Below are 19,117 nucleotides of genomic sequence, written 5' to 3'. Positions count from 1 at the left end.
GCGGCTACATATTCCAGCACTGGAATCGTAGTCGCCAAGGTCAGGCATTTCGACGTTAGTGTGTGTAGTTTCCACGGCGTACCCGTCGCACGCATTCAAGGAACGAACTGCCTGATCCACGAAGGAGTCGCCCGTGGACAGACGTGCCGTCAAGCTTGCCCCCACCCGTGTTCGCCCCTTGTCGCTGGCCGTGAGCCTGGCCACCGCGGGAATCGCTTTCGGCCTGTTCAGTGCAACGGCCAGTGCCGCCTGTACCCCGCTGATCCCCGGTGCGGGCGCGACGGTCACCTGCACCCCGGGGTTGAACGGCAACGTCAGTTCCTCCGCCAACAACCTGACCCTTAACCTGAGCAATGGCTCGCAGATCAACGCGCCGTTGCTCGGCACGGCAGTCAACCTGAGCGGCAATAACGTCACCCTGAACAACTCGGGCACCATCGACCCCGCATTCCTCGGGATCCTGAGCGGGCTCAGCTCCGGGATCAAGGTCGGCAACTCGGCGGCCAGCACGGTCAGCATCACCAACTTCAGCGGTGGCGTGATCAAGGGCACCACCGGTGTGCTCAGTGCCAGCCTGCTCAACCTCAACGGCCTGGCCCTGAGCGTGCAGAACGGCAACGGTGGCGTTACCACGCTGGTCAACGACGGCACCATCGGTTCATCGAACATTGTCGGCGTCAGCGTGCTGGCCCCAGACGCCCCGGTGGTGGCGGTGTATGGCGGCGGCAGCGTGAACATGACCAACACCGGCACCATCATCGGTCGCGTGGCGTTCCAGGCATCGGGCACTGCCACCGGCAATACCTTTACCAACAGTGGCGCGATCAGTGGCGGCGTGTCGATGGGGGCGAACTCCACCAACCGCTTCAACGCAATCACAGGTTCCAGTGTCAGTAGCGGGGGAGGTGTAGGCGTCGACCTGGGCATCGCCGGCATCAACCTGCTGTATGCGCCTAGCGGCAAGGTCGACGGCGGTGCCGGCGGCAGCAACACCCTTGCCCTGCAGAACGCCATCGGCGGGGGCACCGGTACCGGCGGCACGGGCACGCTTTCGGCCAGCAACTACATCAACTTCAACAACCTGCTCGTGCAGAGCGGCACCTGGACACTCTCCGGCGCGTTGCTCGGGGTCACCAGCACCAGCCTCAACGGCGGCTCGCTGGTGTTCGACGACGCCTCGACCTTCGGCACCGGCACCATCGCGGCCAACGGTGGCGCGCTGGGTGCGGGCGCGGCCAACCTGTCGCTGGCCAACGCCGTCACCCTCGGTGCCGGCGGGCTCGGCATCATCGGCGACAACAACCTGACCCTCACCGGCATCGTCAGCGGTAGCGGCCCCTTGACCAAGACAGGCGCCGGCACCCTGGGCCTGAGCGGGGCCAATACCTATACCGGCGGCACCTTCCTCAATGCTGGCGTACTGTCGCTCGCCAACGCCGCGGCCCTGGGCACCGGCAGCCTGAGCGTTACCGGGGCCGGCAGCCTGCAGGGCTCGGTACCGCTGGTGCTGAGCAACGCTGTGCAGCTGTCGGCAGCGCTGAGCCTGCCCGGCAGCAATGCGCTGACCCTGGGCGGTGTGGTCAGCGGCACCGGTTCGCTGAACAAGACCGGCAGCGGCGACCTGACCCTGGCCGCCAGCAACACCTACAGCGGCGGTACCACGCTGGGCGCCGGCAAGCTGATTCTCGGCAATGCCGCCGCGCTGGGGGGCGGTACATTGACTGCGGCCGCCGGCACCAGCCTGGACACCAGCAGTGCGCTGACCCTGGCCAACGCCATCAGCCTGGGCGGTGCGCTGACCCTCACCGGCAGCAACAACCTGACCCTCGGCGGCGTCATCGGCGGCAACGGCAGCCTGGTCAAGAACGGCACCACCAACCTCAACCTCACGGGCACCAACACCTTCACCGGCGGCCTGCTGCTCAACGGCGGCAGCCTGACCGTAGGCAACGGTGCGGCGCTGGGTACCGGCGCGCTTACCCTGGGCGCCAATGCCAGCCTGGACGCCAGCAGCGCAGTCAACCTCAACAACGCCGTGGTGCTCGGCGCCAACACGCTGAGCCTGCTGGGCACCAGCGCGACCACCCTGGGGGGCGTGGTCAGCGGTACGGGCGGGCTGATCAAGAGCGGTGCGGCCGACCTCACCCTGGGCGCGGCCAATACCTTCGGCGGCGGCGTGCAGTTGCAGGCCGGCAAGCTGATCGTCGGCAACAATGCGGCGCTGGGTACCGGCACGCTGGCCGTGGCCGATGGCACCACGCTGGACAGCACCAGCTCGGTTGCACTGGCCAATGCCATCAGCCTGGGCGGCAACCTGACCCTGGCCGGCAGCAATGCCCTGACGCTCGGCGGCGTGGTGTCGGGCAGCGGCGGGCTGGTCAAGAACGGCGCCGCGTTGCTCACGCTCAACGGCAACAACAGCTTCCAGGGCGGTGTGACGCTCAATGCCGGCGGCCTGATGGTGGGCGCGGCCAACGCCCTGGGCAGCGGCGCCCTGAACACCACGGGCACCGCCAGCCTGGATGCGAGCGTGGCACTCAGCCTGGCCAACGCGGTCAACCTTGGCGCCGACCTGACCGTCGGCGGCACGGCCAATCTTGGCCTGGGCGGCCCGATCAGTGGCGCGGGCGGCGTGATCAAGAACGGCGCGGCCGACCTGACCCTTTCCGGCAACAACACCTACGTGGGCAACACCCGGCTCAACGCCGGCAAGCTGGTGCTCGGCAGCAGCACGGCGCTGGGGCAGGGCGCACTGATCGCGGCGGACGGTACCCGCCTTGACGCCGCCCCGGGCGTGACCCTGGGCAACGCCCTCACGCTCAACGGCGCGCTGACCCTCGACGGCAGCAACGACCTGGCCTTGCAAGGCCTGATCAGCGGCAATGGCAGCCTGATCAAGAACGGCACCACCAACCTGACCCTCAGCGGCAACAACACCTTCCTCGGCGGTACCACCCTGAACGCCGGTACCCTGACCCTGGCCAGTGCCGCAGCGCTGGGCACCGGCGCCCTGACTGTCGGCGGCGCGGCGAGCCTTGCCAACAGTTCACCGCTGGTACTGGCCAATGCCGTGGTTCTCAATGGCGTGCTGACCCTGCCGGGCACCAGCAACCTGACCCTGAACGGCGTCATCAGCGGCGCCTCGGGCCTGAGCAAGAACGGCGCGGCCAACCTGACGCTGGGCGCTGCCAATACCTTCGGTGGCGGCGTGGCGCTCAATGCCGGCACGCTGATCCTGGGCAACAACACCGCACTGGGCACCGGTACGCTGGCTGCTGCCGGCAACACCTCGCTGGACGCCACCAAAGCCCTGACGGTGGGCAATGCCGTGACCCTGGCCGGCAACCTCAACCTGCTGGGCAGCAACACCCTCAACCTCGGCGGCGTGATCAGCGGCGCAGGCGGCCTGACCAAGGCCGGCGGTGCCGACCTGACCCTGAGCGGTGCCAACACCTTCAGCGGCGCCACCAACCTGAACGCCGGCAAATTGATCGTCGGCAGCAACACCGCGCTGGGCACCGGCGTGCTGAACGCAGCCGGCAACACCCAACTGGAGGCCAGCACGGCGGTCAGCCTGGCCAACCTGGTCAACCTGGCCGGCAACCTGGGCATCGGCGGGGCCGCGAACCTGACGCTCAACGGCGTGGTGGGCGGCACCGGCAGCCTGACCAAGACGGGCACGGCCACCCTCGGCCTGAACGCGGCCAATACCTATCAAGGCGGTACCAACCTCAATGGCGGCGGCCTCAGCCTGGGCAACAACCAGGCACTGGGCAGCGGCGCACTGAACGTGGGCGGCGCTGCCACGCTCGACAACAGCGTGGCGCTCAACCTGGCCAACCAGGTGAACCTGAACGCCAACCTGAGCGTTGTCGGCAGCAATGACCTGACCCTGGGCGGTGTGATCGCCGGGGCCGGCCAATTGATCAAGAATGGTGCCGCCACCCTGACCCTCAATGGCCTCAACACCTTCACCGGCGGGACCTTGCTCAACGCCGGCGCGCTGGTGCTGGGCAATGCCTCGGCGCTGGGCAATGGCGCACTGAACGTGACCGGTGCGGCCAGCCTCGACAACAGCGCCAGCTTCGCCTTGGCCAACGCGATCAACCTGGGTGCCAACCTGACCCTGGCCGGCAGCAACGACCTGACCCTGGGCGGCGTGATCAGCGGCGCCGCCGGGCTGGTCAAGAACGGGGCGAGCAACCTGACCCTCAATGGCGTCAACACCTTCCAGGGCGGCACCGTGCTCAATGCCGGCGGCCTGACCCTGGGCAATGCCAATGCCCTGGGCACCGGCGCGTTGACCGTGGCCGGCAACGCCAGCCTGGACAACAGCGCCAGCTTCGCACTGGGCAACAACCTGATACTCAATGCCGACCTGAGCCTGGCGGGCAACAACGACCTGAGCCTGGGCGGGGTGATCAGCGGCACCGGTGGCCTGATCAAGAATGGCCTGGCCGACCTGACCCTGAGTGGCAACAACACTTTCAGCGGCGCGGTCAACGTGCTCAACGGCAGCCTGACCACGGTCGGTGCCGGCGCGCTGGGCAACGCCTCGGCGGTGAACGTGGGGCTGGGCGCCAGCCTCAACCTGGGCAACAGCAGCAGCCTTGCCAGCCTCACCGGCAGCGGCAGCGTGAACCTGGGGGCCGGTACCAACCTGAGCGTGGGCGCGGGGGATGCCAGCAGCGTATTCACCGGCGGCCTGGCCGGGGCCGGTGGCCTGATCAAGGTCGGCGGCGGCAGCCTGGAACTGGCCGGCAACAACGGCCTGCTGAGCGGTACCACCCAGGTCAATGGCGGCACCCTGAACGTCACCGGTTCGCTGGGCAGCAACCTGGTGCAGGTCAATACCGGCGCCACCCTCACCAGTACCGGCACTGGCAGCGTGCTGGGCGCGGTGACCATCGCCGATGGCGGCCACCTGGCGGCCAACAGCGGCAGCAGCCTGACCCTGGGCTCGCTGGTGCTCAACGCCAACTCCAATCTCGACGTGGGCCTTGGTTCGCCGGCTACCGGCGGCAATGCGCTGATCAAGGTCAACGGCAACCTGACCCTGGACGGCACCCTCAATGTCAGCGACATCGGCGGCTTTGGCACCGGTATCTACAGCCTGATCAACTACACCGGCCAGCTCACCGACAACGGCCTGGTGATCGGCAGCATTCCCGGCAGCGTGCAGCTGGGCGACCTGCAGGTACAGACCTCGATCGGCAGCCAGGTCAACCTGCTGGTCGGTGGCGCCAATGGCAGCGTGTTGTTCTGGGACGGCACCGGCCTGGTCGGCAACGGCGTGATCCAGGGCGGCAACGGCACCTGGGATGCCCTGAGTACCAACTGGACCACGGTCAACGGCACCGGCAACCGTGACTGGAGCAGCAACTTCGCGGTATTCCAGGGCGCCGCAGGCGACGTGCTGGTCAATGGCGCGCAGTCGATCACCGGCCTGCAGTTCGTCACCGATGGCTACCGCCTGCTCAATGGCGTGACCGGCCAGCTGAACCTGGTCAATGGCAGCAATGGCGCCACTACGGTGCGTGTCGATCCGGGTGTGACCGCCACGGTTGGTGTCGCCCTGGGCGGCAGCGGCCTGCTGAGCAAGGTCGACAGCGGCACGCTGGTGCTAAACGCCAGCAACAGCTACAGCGGCGGCACCGCCCTCAATGGCGGCACCCTGGTGGTGGGCAACAACCTGGCGCTGGGCAGCGGTGCGCTGACTGCCGCCAACGGCACCACGCTGGACAGCAACGCCAGCATCGCCCTGGGCAACAGCGTCAACCTGCTCGGCGGCCTGACGGTGGCCGGCAGCAACGATCTGGCCCTGAACGGCAGCATCAACGGCGCCGGCAACCTGACCAAGAACGGCGCTGCCACGCTCACCCTGGGCGGCGCCAACAGCTACACCGGCGGCACCACCCTGGCCGCTGGCCGGCTGCTGCTGGGCAATGACCTGGCCCTGGGCACAGGCGCGCTGCACGTGACCGCTGCCAGCAGCCTGGCAGGCACTACCACGACCAACCTGGCCAACGCCATCGACCTGGGCGCCAACCTGACCCTCGACGGCCTCAACGCCATGACCCTCAACGGCATCGTCAGCGGCAGCGGTGCCCTGAACAAGACCGGCACGGGCAACCTGACCCTCAATGGTGCCAACACCTACCAGGGCGGCACCAGCGTCGGCGGCGGCACCCTCACCCTGGGCAATGGTGCGGCACTGGGCAGTGGTGCGCTGAACGTCACCGGCGCGTCCAGCCTGGCGACCAGCACCCCGCTGAGCCTGGCCAACGCGATCAACCTGGGCGCCGACTTGACCCTGCCGGGCACCAGCAACCTGGTGCTCAATGGCGTGATCGGCGGCAGCAGCGGGTTGGTCAAGAACGGTTCGGCCAGCCTGACCCTCAATGGCAACAACACCTATCAGGGCAGCACCAGCCTCGCCGGCGGCACCCTGATCGTCGGCAGCAACACCGCACTGGGCACCAGCACGCTCACTGCACAGGCCGGCACGTCACTGGACGCCAGCAGCGCCGTGACCCTGGGCAATGCCATCGGCCTGCTCGGCGGCCTGACGGTGGTCGGCAGCAACGACCTGACCCTTGCCGGCAACCTCACCGGCAGCGGCGGACTGAGCAAGAATGGTGGCGCGACGCTCACCCTGTCGGGCAGCAACACCCACCTGGGCAACACCTTGCTCAATGGCGGCCGCCTGGTCCTGGGCAGTGACCAGGCGCTGGGCCTGGGTAACCTGGTGGCAGCAGGCGGCACCACGCTGGACAGCAGCCTGGATGTCACCGTGCTCAACGCCGTATCGCTGGCCGGCAACCTGACCGTTGGCGGCACCCACGACATCACCCTGGGCGGCCAGGTCAACGGTGCCGGCAGCCTCACCAAGAATGGCGCGGGCAACCTGACCCTGACCGGTGCCAACGCCTGGCAGGGCGGCACCACCCTGAACGCCGGCACCCTTACCGTGGGCAATGCGCTGGCGCTGGGCAACGGCAGCCTCAGCGTGGGCGGGGCGTCCACCCTGGCCAGCAGCGCTGCGGTGAACCTGGCCAACGCGGTCAACCTGGGCGCCAACCTGACGGTCGCCGGCAACACCGACCTGGGCCTGACGGGCGTGGTCAGCGGCACTGGCGGGCTGATCAAGACCGGTGGCGGCAACCTCGCCCTCACCGGTGCCAACACCTACAGCGGCGGCACCACCCTGAATGCCGGCACCCTCACCGTAGGCAACGTCACCGCACTGGGCAGCGGCGCGCTGACGGTCGGCGGCGCCTCCACCCTGGCCAGCAACACCGCGCTGAACCTGGGCAACGCCATCGGCCTGAATGCCGACCTGACCGTCGCCAACAGCGCCGGCCTGACCCTGGGCGGCGACATCAGCGGTGCGGGCGGCCTGATCAAGACCGGCACCGGGGTGCTGACCCTGGGCGGCAACAATACCTACCAGGGCGGTACCGCGCTCAATGCCGGCGGCTTGCTGCTGACCTCGGCCACGGCGCTGGGCAGTGGCACCCTGACCGCCGCCGGCGCCACCACGCTGGACACCAGCACCGCGCTGACCCTGGACAATGCCCTGGTACTGACCGGCAACCTGACCCTGCTCGGCGCGCAGAACCTGGCCCTGACGGGCGCGATCAGCGGCGCGGGCGGCCTGGTCAAGACCGGTGCCAGCGACCTGACCCTGAGCGGCGCCAACACCTACAGCGGCGACACCCTGCTGGGCGCCGGCCGCTTGATCGTGGGCAGCGACAGCGCACTGGGCGTCGGTACCCTGCGCACCAGCAACAACACCATCCTCGATGCCAGCACGGCGGTGACGCTGGGCAATGCGCTGAACATTGTCGGCAACCTGAACGTCGGCGGCAGCAACGACCTGACCCTGAACGGCGTGATCGACGGCCCCGGCGACCTGACCAAGAACGGCGCTGCGACCCTCACCCTCAACGGCAGCAACACCTACAGCGGCGAGACTATCCTCACCGCCGGCACCCTGGTGCTGGGCAATAACAATGCGCTGGGCACCGGGGTGCTGTCGGTCACCGGCAACTCGACCCTGAGCAGCGGCAACAGCGCCGTGGTAGTGAACAACGGCATCGGCCTCAATGCCAACCTCACCGTCAACGGCAGCAACGACTTCGGCCTGGGCGGCGTGATCAGCGGCAACGGCCAACTGATCAAGACCGGTAGCGGCAACCTGACCCTGAGCGGCACCAACACCTACTCCGGTGGTACCAGCCTGGGCGGCGGCACCCTGACCGTCACCAATGGCGCTGCGCTGGGCAGCGGCGCACTGAGCGCGACGGGCACCAGCACCCTGGGCAATACCCAGGCTGTCACGCTGCTGAATGCCATCGCGGTCAATGGCGACCTGACCCTGGACACGGCCGCCAACCTGACCCTGGGTGGGGTTATCAGTGGCTCGGGCAACCTGATCAAAAGCGGCGCCCAGGAACTGGTGGTGTTCGGTAACAACACCTTCAGCGGCACACTCGATATCACCCAGGGCATGCTGACCACCTTGAATAGCAACGCCCTGGGCAATGTCGCCAGTGTCAACCTGGGCAGCGGCACCGACCTGAACCTGAACGGCAACACCAGCATCGGTGCACTCACCGGCAGCGGCACCACCAATATCGGCCTGGGCAGCACGCTGAGCCTGGGCAGTACCAACCTGGACAGCGTCTTCGCCGGTGCCCTGGTCGGCAGCGGCGGCTTGAACAAGGTCGGCACCGGCGTGCTGGAACTTGCCGGCATCAGCAACCTGGGCGGCGCCAGCCAGGTCAGCGGCGGTACCTTGAACGTGTCGGGCGCCCTGAACGGGGGGAACCTGACGGTCAATTCCGGCGCGACCCTGACCGGCAGCGGCAGCGTGGGCGGGCTGACCACCATCGTCAACGGCGGCCACCTGGCCGGCACCAGCGGCACCCAGCTCAGCTTCGGCTCGCTGGCGCTGGCGCCCAACGCCAGCATCGACGTCGCACTCGGCTCGCCCGTCACCGGCGGTACCTCGTTGTTCAATGTTGCCGGCAACCTGACCCTGGGTGGCACGCTCAACATCACCGATGACGGCGGCTTCGGCAATGGTATCTATCGCCTGTTCGATTACGGCTCGCTGACCAACAACGGGTTGGTGCTGGGCAGCCTGCCGGGCAGCGTCACGCCCGGCGAGCTGCAACTGCAAACCGCGATTACCGGCCAGGTCAACGTGCTGGTCAACTCGCCCAACCTGATCGTGCAGTTCTGGGATGGGGCGGGCACTGTCCCCGATGGCGTGGTGCAGGGCGGCAGCGGCACCTGGAACAGCACCACCACCAACTGGACCGACCTCAACGGCACCGTCAACGACGTCTGGCAGGGGCAGTTCGCGGTGTTCCAGGGCGCTGCGGGCGGCGTGGTCACGGTCGAAGGTGGCCAGGCCGTCAATGCCCTGCAGTTCATCACCGACGGCTACCAGCTGGTCGCCGGCAGCGGCGGCGTGCTCAACGCCGTCAACGGCAACAGTGGCAGCTTTGCGGTACGTGTCGACCCGAACGTGACCGCCACCCTGGGCCTGCCGGTCAATGGCAGCGCGACCCTGGCCAAGCTCGACAGCGGCACGCTGGTGCTCAACGGCGCCAACGGCTACACCGGCGGTACGCAGCTCAATGGCGGCACCCTGGTGGTCGGCAATGACGGCGCGCTGGGCAGCGGCACGCTGACTGCGGCCAATGGCACCACCCTGGACAGCAACAAGGCGGTGAGCCTGGCCAACACCATCGGCCTGCTCGGCCAACTGAGCATTGCCGGCAGCAACGCACTGACGCTGGACGGTGACATCAGCGGCACCGGCGGCCTGCTCAAGGCGGGCGGCGCCAGCCTGACGCTCAACGGCGACAACAGCTACACCGGCCCTACCGCCCTGAATGCCGGCACGCTGGTACTGGGCAGTGACACCGCACTGGGCGTCGGCGCCCTCAACGCGGCCGCGGGCACGCAACTGGACAGCAGCAGCGCACTGTCGCTGGCCAACACCTTCAACCTTAGCGGCAACCTGACGCTGCTCGGCAGCAATGACCTGACCCTCAATGGCCTGGTCAACGGCGCCGGCAGCCTCACCAAGCAGGGCAGCGGCAGCCTCACGCTCAACGGTGCCAACGGTTTCACGGGCGGTACCGTACTGCAGAGCGGCACCCTGAATGTCGGCAACGCCGGGGCGCTGGGCAGTGGTGCGCTCACCGTCAGTGGCGCCTCCAGCCTGGTCAATGGCAGTGCGCTGTCGCTGGCCAATGCCATCGTGCTCAACGCCGGCCTGACCCTGCCGGGCAGCAACAACCTCACCCTGGGCGGTGTCATCAGTGGCACGGGCAGCCTGAACCACACCGGCAGCGGCGGCCTGACCCTCACCGGGGTGAACACCTACAGCGGCGGCACCCAGCTGGGTGCCGGCAACCTGACCCTGGGCAACGGCTCGGCGCTGGGCAGCGGTGCCCTGAGTGTCAGCGGCACCTCCACCCTGACCACCACCAGCGCCATGACCCTGGCCAACGCGGTGGATGTGGGCGGCACGCTCAACGTGGCGGGCACCAACAACCTGACGCTGGCCGGCGTGCTAAGCGGTGCGGGCACCCTGAACAAGAACGGTGCGGCCAACCTCACCCTCAGCGGCAACAACAGCTTCAGCGGCATCCTCAACATTCTCTCCGGCAGCCTCAGCACGGTGGGCAGCGGTGCACTCGGCAACCCGGCCGAGCTCAACCTGGGCAACGGCGCCAGCCTCAACCTGGGCGGCACCACCAACCTGGGCGAGCTCAGCGGCAGCGGCACCGTGAACGTGGGCGCCGGTACCGGCCTGCAAGTGGGCGAGGGCACGTTCGGCGGGGTGCTCAGCGGCACCGGTACGCTGGACAAGACCGGCACCGGCACGCTGACCCTGGGCGGTGGCAATACCCTGAGCGGGGCCACCACCGTCAGCGGCGGCAGCCTCATCGTCAATGGCAGCCTGGCCAGCAGCACGGTCACGGTGAACAGCGGCAGCACCCTGGGCGGCACCGGCAGCCTCGGCGGCGCGCTGACCGTCGCCGACGGCGGGCACCTGTCGCTGCGCAGCGGCGATACCCTGAGCGTCGGCTCGCTGGTACTGGGCGCGGACGCCAACCTGGATGCGGCCCTGGGCGCCCCTGTGGTGGGTACCCCGGCGCTGATCAACGTGGGCGGCAACCTGACCCTGGACGGCAAGCTCAATGTCACCGACCTGGGCGGGTTCGGTGCGGGCGTGTATCGCCTGATCGACTACAGCGGCGCGCTGACCAACAACGGCCTGGCCATCGGCAGCGTGCCCAATGGGGTCATCGCGGGCGATCTGGATGTGCAGACCGCCGTCAACAACCAGGTCAACCTGGTGGTGGGCGGCAGCAACAACAACGTGCTGTTCTGGGACGGCAGCCAGACCGTCGGCAATGGATCGGTCGACGGCGGCGCCGGTGTCTGGAGCGTCGGCGGCACCAACTGGACCGATGCCAACGGAGCGCTCAACCAGGCCTGGAACGGCACCTTCGCGGTGTTCCAGGGCACGGGCGGCGCGGTGACCGTCGATGGTGTGCAGACCGTCAACGGCCTGCAGTTCCTCGACAATGGCTACGTGCTGAGCGGTGACGCGCTGAACCTCACCAACGGTGCCCAGGGCACCGGCAACGTGCGTATCGGCAACGGCGTGAGCGCCACACTGAACGTGGACATCAACGGCAGCGGCACCCTGGCCAAGCTCGAAGGCGGCACCCTGGTGCTCAACGGCAACAACGGCTATACCGGCGGCACCCAGCTCAACGGCGGCACGTTGGTGGTGGGCAGCAACACCGCCCTGGGCAGCGGCGCGCTGACGGCTGCCGACGGCACCATGCTGGATGCCAACCAGGCCGTGACCCTGGGCAACGCCGTGACGCTCGGCGGTGCGCTGACCATCGCGGGCAGCAATGACCTTGATCTCACCAACCTCGTCAGCGGCAGCGGCAGCCTGGTGAAGAACGGTACGGCCGACCTGACCCTGGCCGGCGCCAACACCTACCAGGGCGGCACGCGCCTCAATGCCGGCAGCCTGACCCTGGGCGACAACGCTGCACTGGGCAGCGGCGCGCTTACGGTGGGTGGCACTGCGCAGCTGGACGGCACGCTTGACCTGCAACTGGGCAACGCCGTCAGCCTGGCCTCGCAACTGACCCTGGGCGGCAGCCACGACCTGACCCTGAACGGGGTGATCAGCGGCAACGGCAGCCTGGTGAAAAACGGCAATGGCGCACTGCTGCTGAGCGGTGCCAACACCTACAGCGGCGGCAGCACCTTCAACGCCGGCAGCGTGCAGGGCAATACCAGCAGCCTGCAGGGCGCGATCCTCAACAACGCCGCGCTGACCTTCGAACAGGCCAGCAACGGTACCTACACCGGCAACCTCACCGGCAGCGGCACGTTGATCAAGATCGGCAGCGGGCAACTGCTGATGACCGGCAACAGCGGCTTCACCGGCGCCACCACGGTCAACGCCGGCAGCCTGCTGGTCAACGGCAGCCTGGCCAGTGCCACGGTGCAGGTCAACAACGGGGCGACCCTGGGCGGCAGCGGCAACTACGCCGGCACGGTCAACCTGGCCAGCGGTGCGACCCTGGCGGCGGGCAGCGGCGCCACGCCACTCAAGGTCGGCGCGCTCAACCTGGATGCCGGCAGCAATGTCGACCTGGCGCTCGGGCAGGCATCGGCCTCGACCACCGTGGTCAAGGTGGCGGGCGACCTCACCCTTGATGGCACGCTCAACATCAGCAATGCCGGTGGCTTCGGCAGCGGCGTTTACCAGCTGTTCAGCTACGGTGGCAACCTGACCGACAACGGCCTGCTGTTCGGCCTGCTGCCAGGCGGCACCTTGCCAGGCCAACTGACCCTGCAGACGGCCATCGCCCAGCAGATCAACCTGGTGGTGCAGGGCGCAGGTGGCGCACTGCAGTTCTGGAACGGCGGCAAGACCAATGCCGACGGCACCATCGGTGGCGGCAGCGGTACCTGGGGCAACGGCACCAACTGGACCGACGTCAACGGCAACCTGAGCGAAACCTGGGATGCGCAGTTCGGCGTGTTCGGTGGCCAGGCGGGGACCGTCACCGTGGCCGGCAACCAGTCCTTCACCGGCCTGCAGTTCCTCAGCGGCGGCTACCAATTGGTGGCCGGCAGCGGCGGCAGCCTGACACCGGTCAATGCAGCCAATGGCGACCTGGCCGCCGTGCGCGTGAACACCGGCGACAGCACGCAGATCTCCGCGCCGCTGGTGGGCGCGGGCGGTATCGAAAAACTCGACGCAGGCACGCTGATCCTGAGCGGCGCCAACACCTACACCGGCGGCACCAGGGTCAGCGGCGGTACGCTGGTGGGCAACACCACCAGCCTGCAAGGCAACATCGTCGACAACGCCAGCCTGGTGTTCCAGCAGGACACCGACGGCCGCTTCAACGGTGTGCTCAGCGGCACCGGCAACACCGTCAAGCAGGGTAGTGGCAGCCTGCTGCTGACCGGCAACCAGCCGTTCAGCGGCAACCTGGCGGTCAACCAGGGCCTGCTGCTGGTGGGCAATGCGGCCAACCCGGGCACGGTGCTCGGGGCCAAGGTCACGGTGGGGGCCGGTGCCGCACTGAGCGGCAACGGCAGCGTGGGCTCGCTGGTCAACAACGGTGTGGTGCAGCCTGACCCGGCCAGCGGGCTCAAGGTCGGCGGCAACTTCACCAACGCCCCGGGCGGCACCCTGCAGGTGGTGGTCGGCAACCCCGCCAGCAGCGGCCTGACCGTGGGCGGCACGGCCAACCTGGGCGGCAGCCTGGTGGTGCTGAACTCGGCACCGGCCTCGGGCAACGCGCAGTACACCGTGGTGACTGCCGGCGGCGGGGTGAATGGCACCTTCACCACCGTGCAGTTGCCGGATACGCCGTTCTACGACACCACGCTCAACTACGGCAGCAATCAGGTCGGCGTCACCATCAGCCGCAACGGCACCAGCCTCGGCGATGTGGCTGCGACCCCCAACCAGCAGGCCGTGGCCGGCGCACTGGGCAGCAGCGGGGCACCGGCGGCGGTGCTGGGCGCGGTCATGGCGCAGAACCGTGGTGGCGTTCAGGCGGCGCTGGACAGCCTGTCGGGCGAGATCCATGCCAGTACCGCCAGTGCGCTGATCGAAGACTCGCGCTACGTGCGCGAAGCGGTCAACGACCGCCTGCGCCAGCCAGGCTGCATGCGCGAGGAGGATCCGCGTCGGGCCCTGGCACCGAACGCCAACCAGCTCACCAGCGACGGTTGCCACGACGAGGCCGTGGGCTGGGCGCAGGCACTGGGCACCTGGGGCAAGATGGACGGCAACAGCAACAGCGCCAGCATCGACCGCAACGTGCAGGGCTTCCTGCTCGGGGTGGACCGCAGCCTGAACAGCGACTGGCGCGTGGGCGTGGCCGCCGGCTATACCCGCAGCGACCTGGATGCCAGCGGCCGCCGTTCCGATGCGAGCATCGACAGCTACCACCTGGCCACCTACCTGGGCTACCAGCTCGATGCCTTCTCGGCCCGCGTGGGTGCGGCGTACAGCTGGCACGACATCGAGAGCAAGCGTGACGTCGCCATCGGCAGCTACGACGACCGCCTCAAGGCCAAGTACAAGGCGCGCACCGCGCAGGTGTTCGGCGAGGTGAGCTACGCCATCGAGGCAGGCGGCGTGGCGCTGGAACCGTTCGCGGGCCTGGCCTACGTCAACTACGACAGCGACACTGCACGCGAGAAGGGCGGCGCGGCGCGGCTCAAGGCCAGTGCCGACCAGGACATCACCTTCTCCACCGTGGGCCTGCGGGCGGGCAAGGCGTTCAAGCTGGCCAACGGCAGCACCCTGACCCCGCGTGGCAGCCTGGGCTGGCGGCATGCCTACGGCGACACCAAGCCTGATGCCGACCTGCGCTTCATCGAGGGCGGCGCCGGCTTCACCACCCAGGGCGTGCCGATCGCCCGCGATGCGGCGGTGGTCGAGGCGGGGCTGGACCTGTCGATCGGGCAGGCCGGCAAACTGGGCCTGGGCTATTCGGGGCAGCTGTCCAGCGACACCCGCGACCATGCGGTAACGGTGAGTTTCAGCATGGGGTTCTAGTCGGCGAACGACGATCACGGCGCGTGAAGGCGGTGGCTTGAGCGCAGGTACCTCAAGTACCATCGCCCTCTGATTTGATGAGAGGGAAGTCGCTGATGATCGTCGGTATCGACCTGGGCACGACCCACAGCCTGGTGGCGGTGTGGCGCGATGGCGCCACTGAACTGGTGGCCAACGCACTCGGCCACACGCTCACCCCCAGCGTGGTGGGGCTCGACGACCAGGGCCGGGTGCTGGTCGGGCAGGCGGCGCGCGAGCGCCTGCACACCCATCCGCACCTGACCACCGCATTGTTCAAGCGCTACATGGGCAGCAATCAGCAGGTCACCCTGGGTGGGCGTGCCTACCGCCCCGAAGAACTCTCGGCACTGGTGCTCAAGAGCCTCAAGGAAGACGTCGAGCGTGCCTATGGCGAGCCGGTCACCGAGGCGGTCATCAGCGTGCCGGCCTACTTCAGCGATGCCCAGCGCAAGGCCACCCGCGTGGCCGGCGAACTGGCCGGGCTGCGCGTCGACAAACTGATCAACGAACCCACCGCCGCCGCACTCGCCTATGGCCTGCACCAGCGCGACAAGGAAACCTCGTTTCTGGTCTTCGACCTGGGCGGCGGCACCTTCGACGTGTCGATTCTGGAGCTGTTCGAAGGGGTGATGGAGGTGCGCGCCAGCGCCGGCGACAACTACCTGGGCGGTGAAGACTTCGACCAGTTGCTGCTGAAGCATTTCGTGCAGGCCCAGCAGGGCAACGACTTCCCCGGCGCGACCACGCTGCTGCAGCCGCTGCGCCGCGAGGCCGAGCGTGTACGCCGGCAGCTGGGTCAGGCCCAGCAGGCCGACTTCGTGGTGCGCGTGGAGGGCCGCGAATGGCGCCACGTGTACACCCAGGACGCCCTGGCCGACCTGTTCGCACCGCTGCTGGCACGCCTGCGCACCCCTATCGAACGCGCCCTGCGCGATGCGCGCATCCGCGCCTCGGACCTGGACGAAGTGCTGCTGGTGGGCGGTACCACGCGCATGCCGCTGGTGCGCAAGCTGGCGGCCGGGCTGTTCGGGCGCTTCCCTTCGATCAGCCTCAACCCCGATGAAGTGGTGGCCCACGGCGCCGCCGTGCAGGCCGCGCTCAAGGCCCGGGATGCCGCGCTCGAAGAGGTGGTGCTGACCGACGTGTGCTCCTACACCCTGGGCATGGAAACCGTGCGCCAGGTCGGTGACCGCCACGAGAGCGGGCACTACCTGCCGATCATCGAGCGCAACAGCGTGGTGCCGGTGAGCCGGGTGCAGACGGTGTACACCGTCGGCGACCAGCAGGAGCAGGTGCTGGTCAAGGTGTTCCAGGGCGAGAGCCGCCTGGTGCGCGACAACGTGCTGCTGGGCGTGCTGGAGATTCCGGTGCCACGGCGCAAGGCCGGCGAGGTGGCCCTGGACGTGCGCTTCACCTACGACATCAACGGCATTCTCGAAGCCCAGGTGAGCATCCCGCTGACCGGCGAGCAGCATGCCCTGGTGATCGAGAACAACCCCGGCGTACTCAGCCCCGAAGAGGTACGCGAACGCCTGGCGGCGCTGGCCGAGCTCAAGACCCACCCGCGTGACCAGCAACCCAACACCCTGTTGCTGGCGCGCCTGGAGCGCCTGTATCAGGAAAGCCTGGGCGAGGTACGTGAGCTGATCGGGGCCTGGGCCGCGCAGTTCCAGCGCGTGCTGGAAACCCAGGACGAGCGCCAGATCCGCGAGGTGCGCCACGAGCTCGAACAGCGCGTGAATGAACTGGGCCAGGACAGCTGGCGCTGAAGGAGCGGCAATGAGTGACGTGATCGAAGACTGCTGGAGCGTGCTGGCCCTGGCCCCGGGCGCTGATGAACGCAGTATCAGGCGCCAGTATGCGCGCCTGCTCAAGGTGCACCGCCCCGACGAGGACCCCGAGGCCTTCCAGCGCCTGCGCGAGGCCTATGAACAGGCGCTGGCGCGCAGCCGCTGGGCACACGAGGACGATGCAGCGCCAGCGCTGGAATCGGCCGATGTGCCAGCCCCGCAGGCCGCGGCGGTGCACGTCGACGTCGAACCCACACCCGCCAGGGAGCAACAGGCCCGCGCGCTGCTCGAAGGGCTGGACCCTGCGCAGCTCGACAACCTGTGGCGCCAGGCCGGTGAACTGGGGTGCGAGGCGGCCTTCGAGCAGCAGTTGCTGCAGCGCAGCCTGGATGACGAAACCCTGCGCCTGCCCATCCTGCACTGGGCGGTGCCGAGGCGTGGCTGGTTCACCCCCTGGCAGGCGGTGCCGATCGGCGCGTACCAGGGCGACGAACTGCTGGGCAGCCTCTGGCAAGCCTGCCACGCGCAGTTGCAGCACTATTTGCAGGCGGGCGACGAACAGGCGTTTTTCGCCAGCCTGCAGCACTGGGGCGGGCAGGCCTGGCTGGAGCCCTTCGACCGCCGCGAGCAGTTCCAGGCCATGCTGCTGGAGCTGCTGCACGATCACCCCGGCAGCAGCACCGCGCTGTTCGAACGCGTGTGCGGCTACTTCAACTGGAGCGACGATGACGGTGGCCCCCGGCCCGCGCACCTGTGGCAGGGCCTGAACGAGCGCTGCCGTCGCGATACCTGGTTCGCCCGCCAGCAGGCCCTGGCCGAGCAGTGGCACTGGCACACCAACCCCGAGGGCAATGCGGCCTACCTGCTGCTGCGCAACCTCGAGTTCAAGCAGCAGGTGGCGCTGGCCCAGGGCTTCAGCGAGGCCGACTGGGAAGCCTGTGAGCACCTGACGCAAACCCTGCTCTACCACTACCCTGAACTGCTCGACCAGGTGCCGCACCGCGACCTGTACTTCTGGCGCAGGCTGGCGCCGCGCCCGCTGCACCCGCGCAGCTACCTGCGGGTGATGAGCTGCATGGTGCTGGTGATCGTGCTGTGGCTGGCGGGGCCGGATTTCTTCGCGCACCCCTCCAATGTACTGATTGCCGCCGTGGTGGGCTCGCTGCTGACGGTGCAACTGTCGGCGGTGTTCATGCGTTTCTGGCTGTGGACCGCGCCGAACCTGCTGGCGCTGGACCTGCGCCTGAGCGAATGGCTGATCCCGCGTCGGCTCAACCCCGATGGCGAGCGTCTGCTGCTGCGCCATGGCGTGCCGCGCCTGCTGCTGGCACTGCCGATCTACCCGATGCTGGCCGGTACCCACCCGTGGACCGGTATCGTCGCGCTGACGGGCTACTTCGCTGTCGGGCTGCTTGGCCTGTTGCCGTATCAGCCACCACAGGAAGGCGGCCCGGCGTGGCGCCAGCCGTGGGTGACGCTGCACCGGCTCTACGAATTCAACCTGGCCCAGGCCGCGGTCCTGCTGGTAACGGTGGGCGTGGTGGCGTGGTGGCAGGTTCACCCACCAGGAGTAATTTCATGAGTTTGCCTGAAGCTTTCGACACCGCGCTGTGCCTGAACGGGCCGCGCCTGCAACTGCGGCCCATGCAGGCCCGCGATGCCGAGCAGTGGCTGGGGATCATGGCCGACCCCGAGGTGATGCGTTACTGGCACCACGGGCCGTGGCAGACCCTGGACGAAGCCGAAGTGGCCTTGCTGGCCGACCGCGCCGCCTACCTGGCCGGGCGCAGCCTCAAGCTGGGTATCTACCCGCAGGGCAGCGACCTGCTGCTGGGCATGTGCCAGTTTTTCAACATCGACGCCGAGTCGCGCCGCGGCGAAATCGGCTACTGCCTGGCCAGCAGCGCCCAGGGCCAGGGCTACATGGGCGAGGCGCTGGAGCTGTTCGTCGAGTACCTTGCCATCGGCCTGAACATGCGCCGCCTCGAGGCCGAGATCGACCCGCGCAACGGTGCCTCGGCGCGCACCCTCGAACGCATGGGCTTCGAGCGTGAAGGGCTGCTGCGCGAGCGCTGGTGCATCGCCGGCGAGGTGTCGGATTCGGCGTTGTACGGGCTGCTGCTCGAATCGGCCTGAATGACTTGGACAGCGGGGCAGGCGATGG

At 68.3% G+C, this 19,117-nt stretch carries 4 protein-coding genes; all 4 read left to right on the top strand.

Features of this window, described 5'->3' with window-relative positions; genetic code table 11:
* Positions 1-133: 133 nt before the first annotated feature.
* The 4 genes from ACPRTJ_RS05750 to ACPRTJ_RS05735 all read left to right on the top strand — a co-directional run bounded on the left by ACPRTJ_RS05750 (position 134) and on the right by ACPRTJ_RS05735 (position 19,089).
* Complete coding sequence (locus tag ACPRTJ_RS05750) at positions 134-15,142, top strand: autotransporter-associated beta strand repeat-containing protein (RefSeq protein WP_426428339.1); 15,009 nt, start codon at positions 134-136, stop codon at positions 15,140-15,142.
* 95 nt (positions 15,143-15,237) lie between these two features.
* The gene (locus ACPRTJ_RS05745; protein ID WP_426428337.1) at positions 15,238-16,932 is read left to right on the top strand and encodes a molecular chaperone HscC; all 1,695 of its coding nucleotides are present in this window, start codon (positions 15,238-15,240) and stop codon (positions 16,930-16,932) included.
* A gap of 10 nt (positions 16,933-16,942) precedes the next feature.
* Entirely contained in the window at positions 16,943-18,535 is a 1,593-nt protein-coding gene (locus ACPRTJ_RS05740; RefSeq protein ID WP_426428335.1) for a J domain-containing protein, read from the top strand.
* On the top strand, positions 18,532-19,089 hold the full coding sequence (locus ACPRTJ_RS05735; RefSeq protein ID WP_043864414.1) for a GNAT family N-acetyltransferase: 558 nt from the start codon (positions 18,532-18,534) through the stop codon (positions 19,087-19,089). Before ACPRTJ_RS05740 ends, ACPRTJ_RS05735 begins: the two co-directional genes overlap by 4 nt.
* Positions 19,090-19,117 lie beyond the last annotated feature (28 nt).

Source organism: Pseudomonas palmensis, from assembly GCF_049942755.1.
Taxonomy (GTDB): Bacteria; Pseudomonadota; Gammaproteobacteria; order Pseudomonadales; family Pseudomonadaceae; genus Aquipseudomonas; species Aquipseudomonas palmensis.
The sequence above is the reverse complement of the archived record's forward strand: the minus strand, read 5'-3'. Positions and strand labels throughout refer to the sequence as shown.

Coding starts and splice junctions, on each gene's coding strand:
- ACPRTJ_RS05740 (WP_426428335.1), top strand. CDS start 16,943: ATGAGTGACGTGATCGAAGACTGCTGGAGCGTGCTGGCCCTGGCCCCG.
- ACPRTJ_RS05735 (WP_043864414.1), top strand. CDS start 18,532: ATGAGTTTGCCTGAAGCTTTCGACACCGCGCTGTGCCTGAACGGGCCG.
- ACPRTJ_RS05745 (WP_426428337.1), top strand. CDS start 15,238: ATGATCGTCGGTATCGACCTGGGCACGACCCACAGCCTGGTGGCGGTG.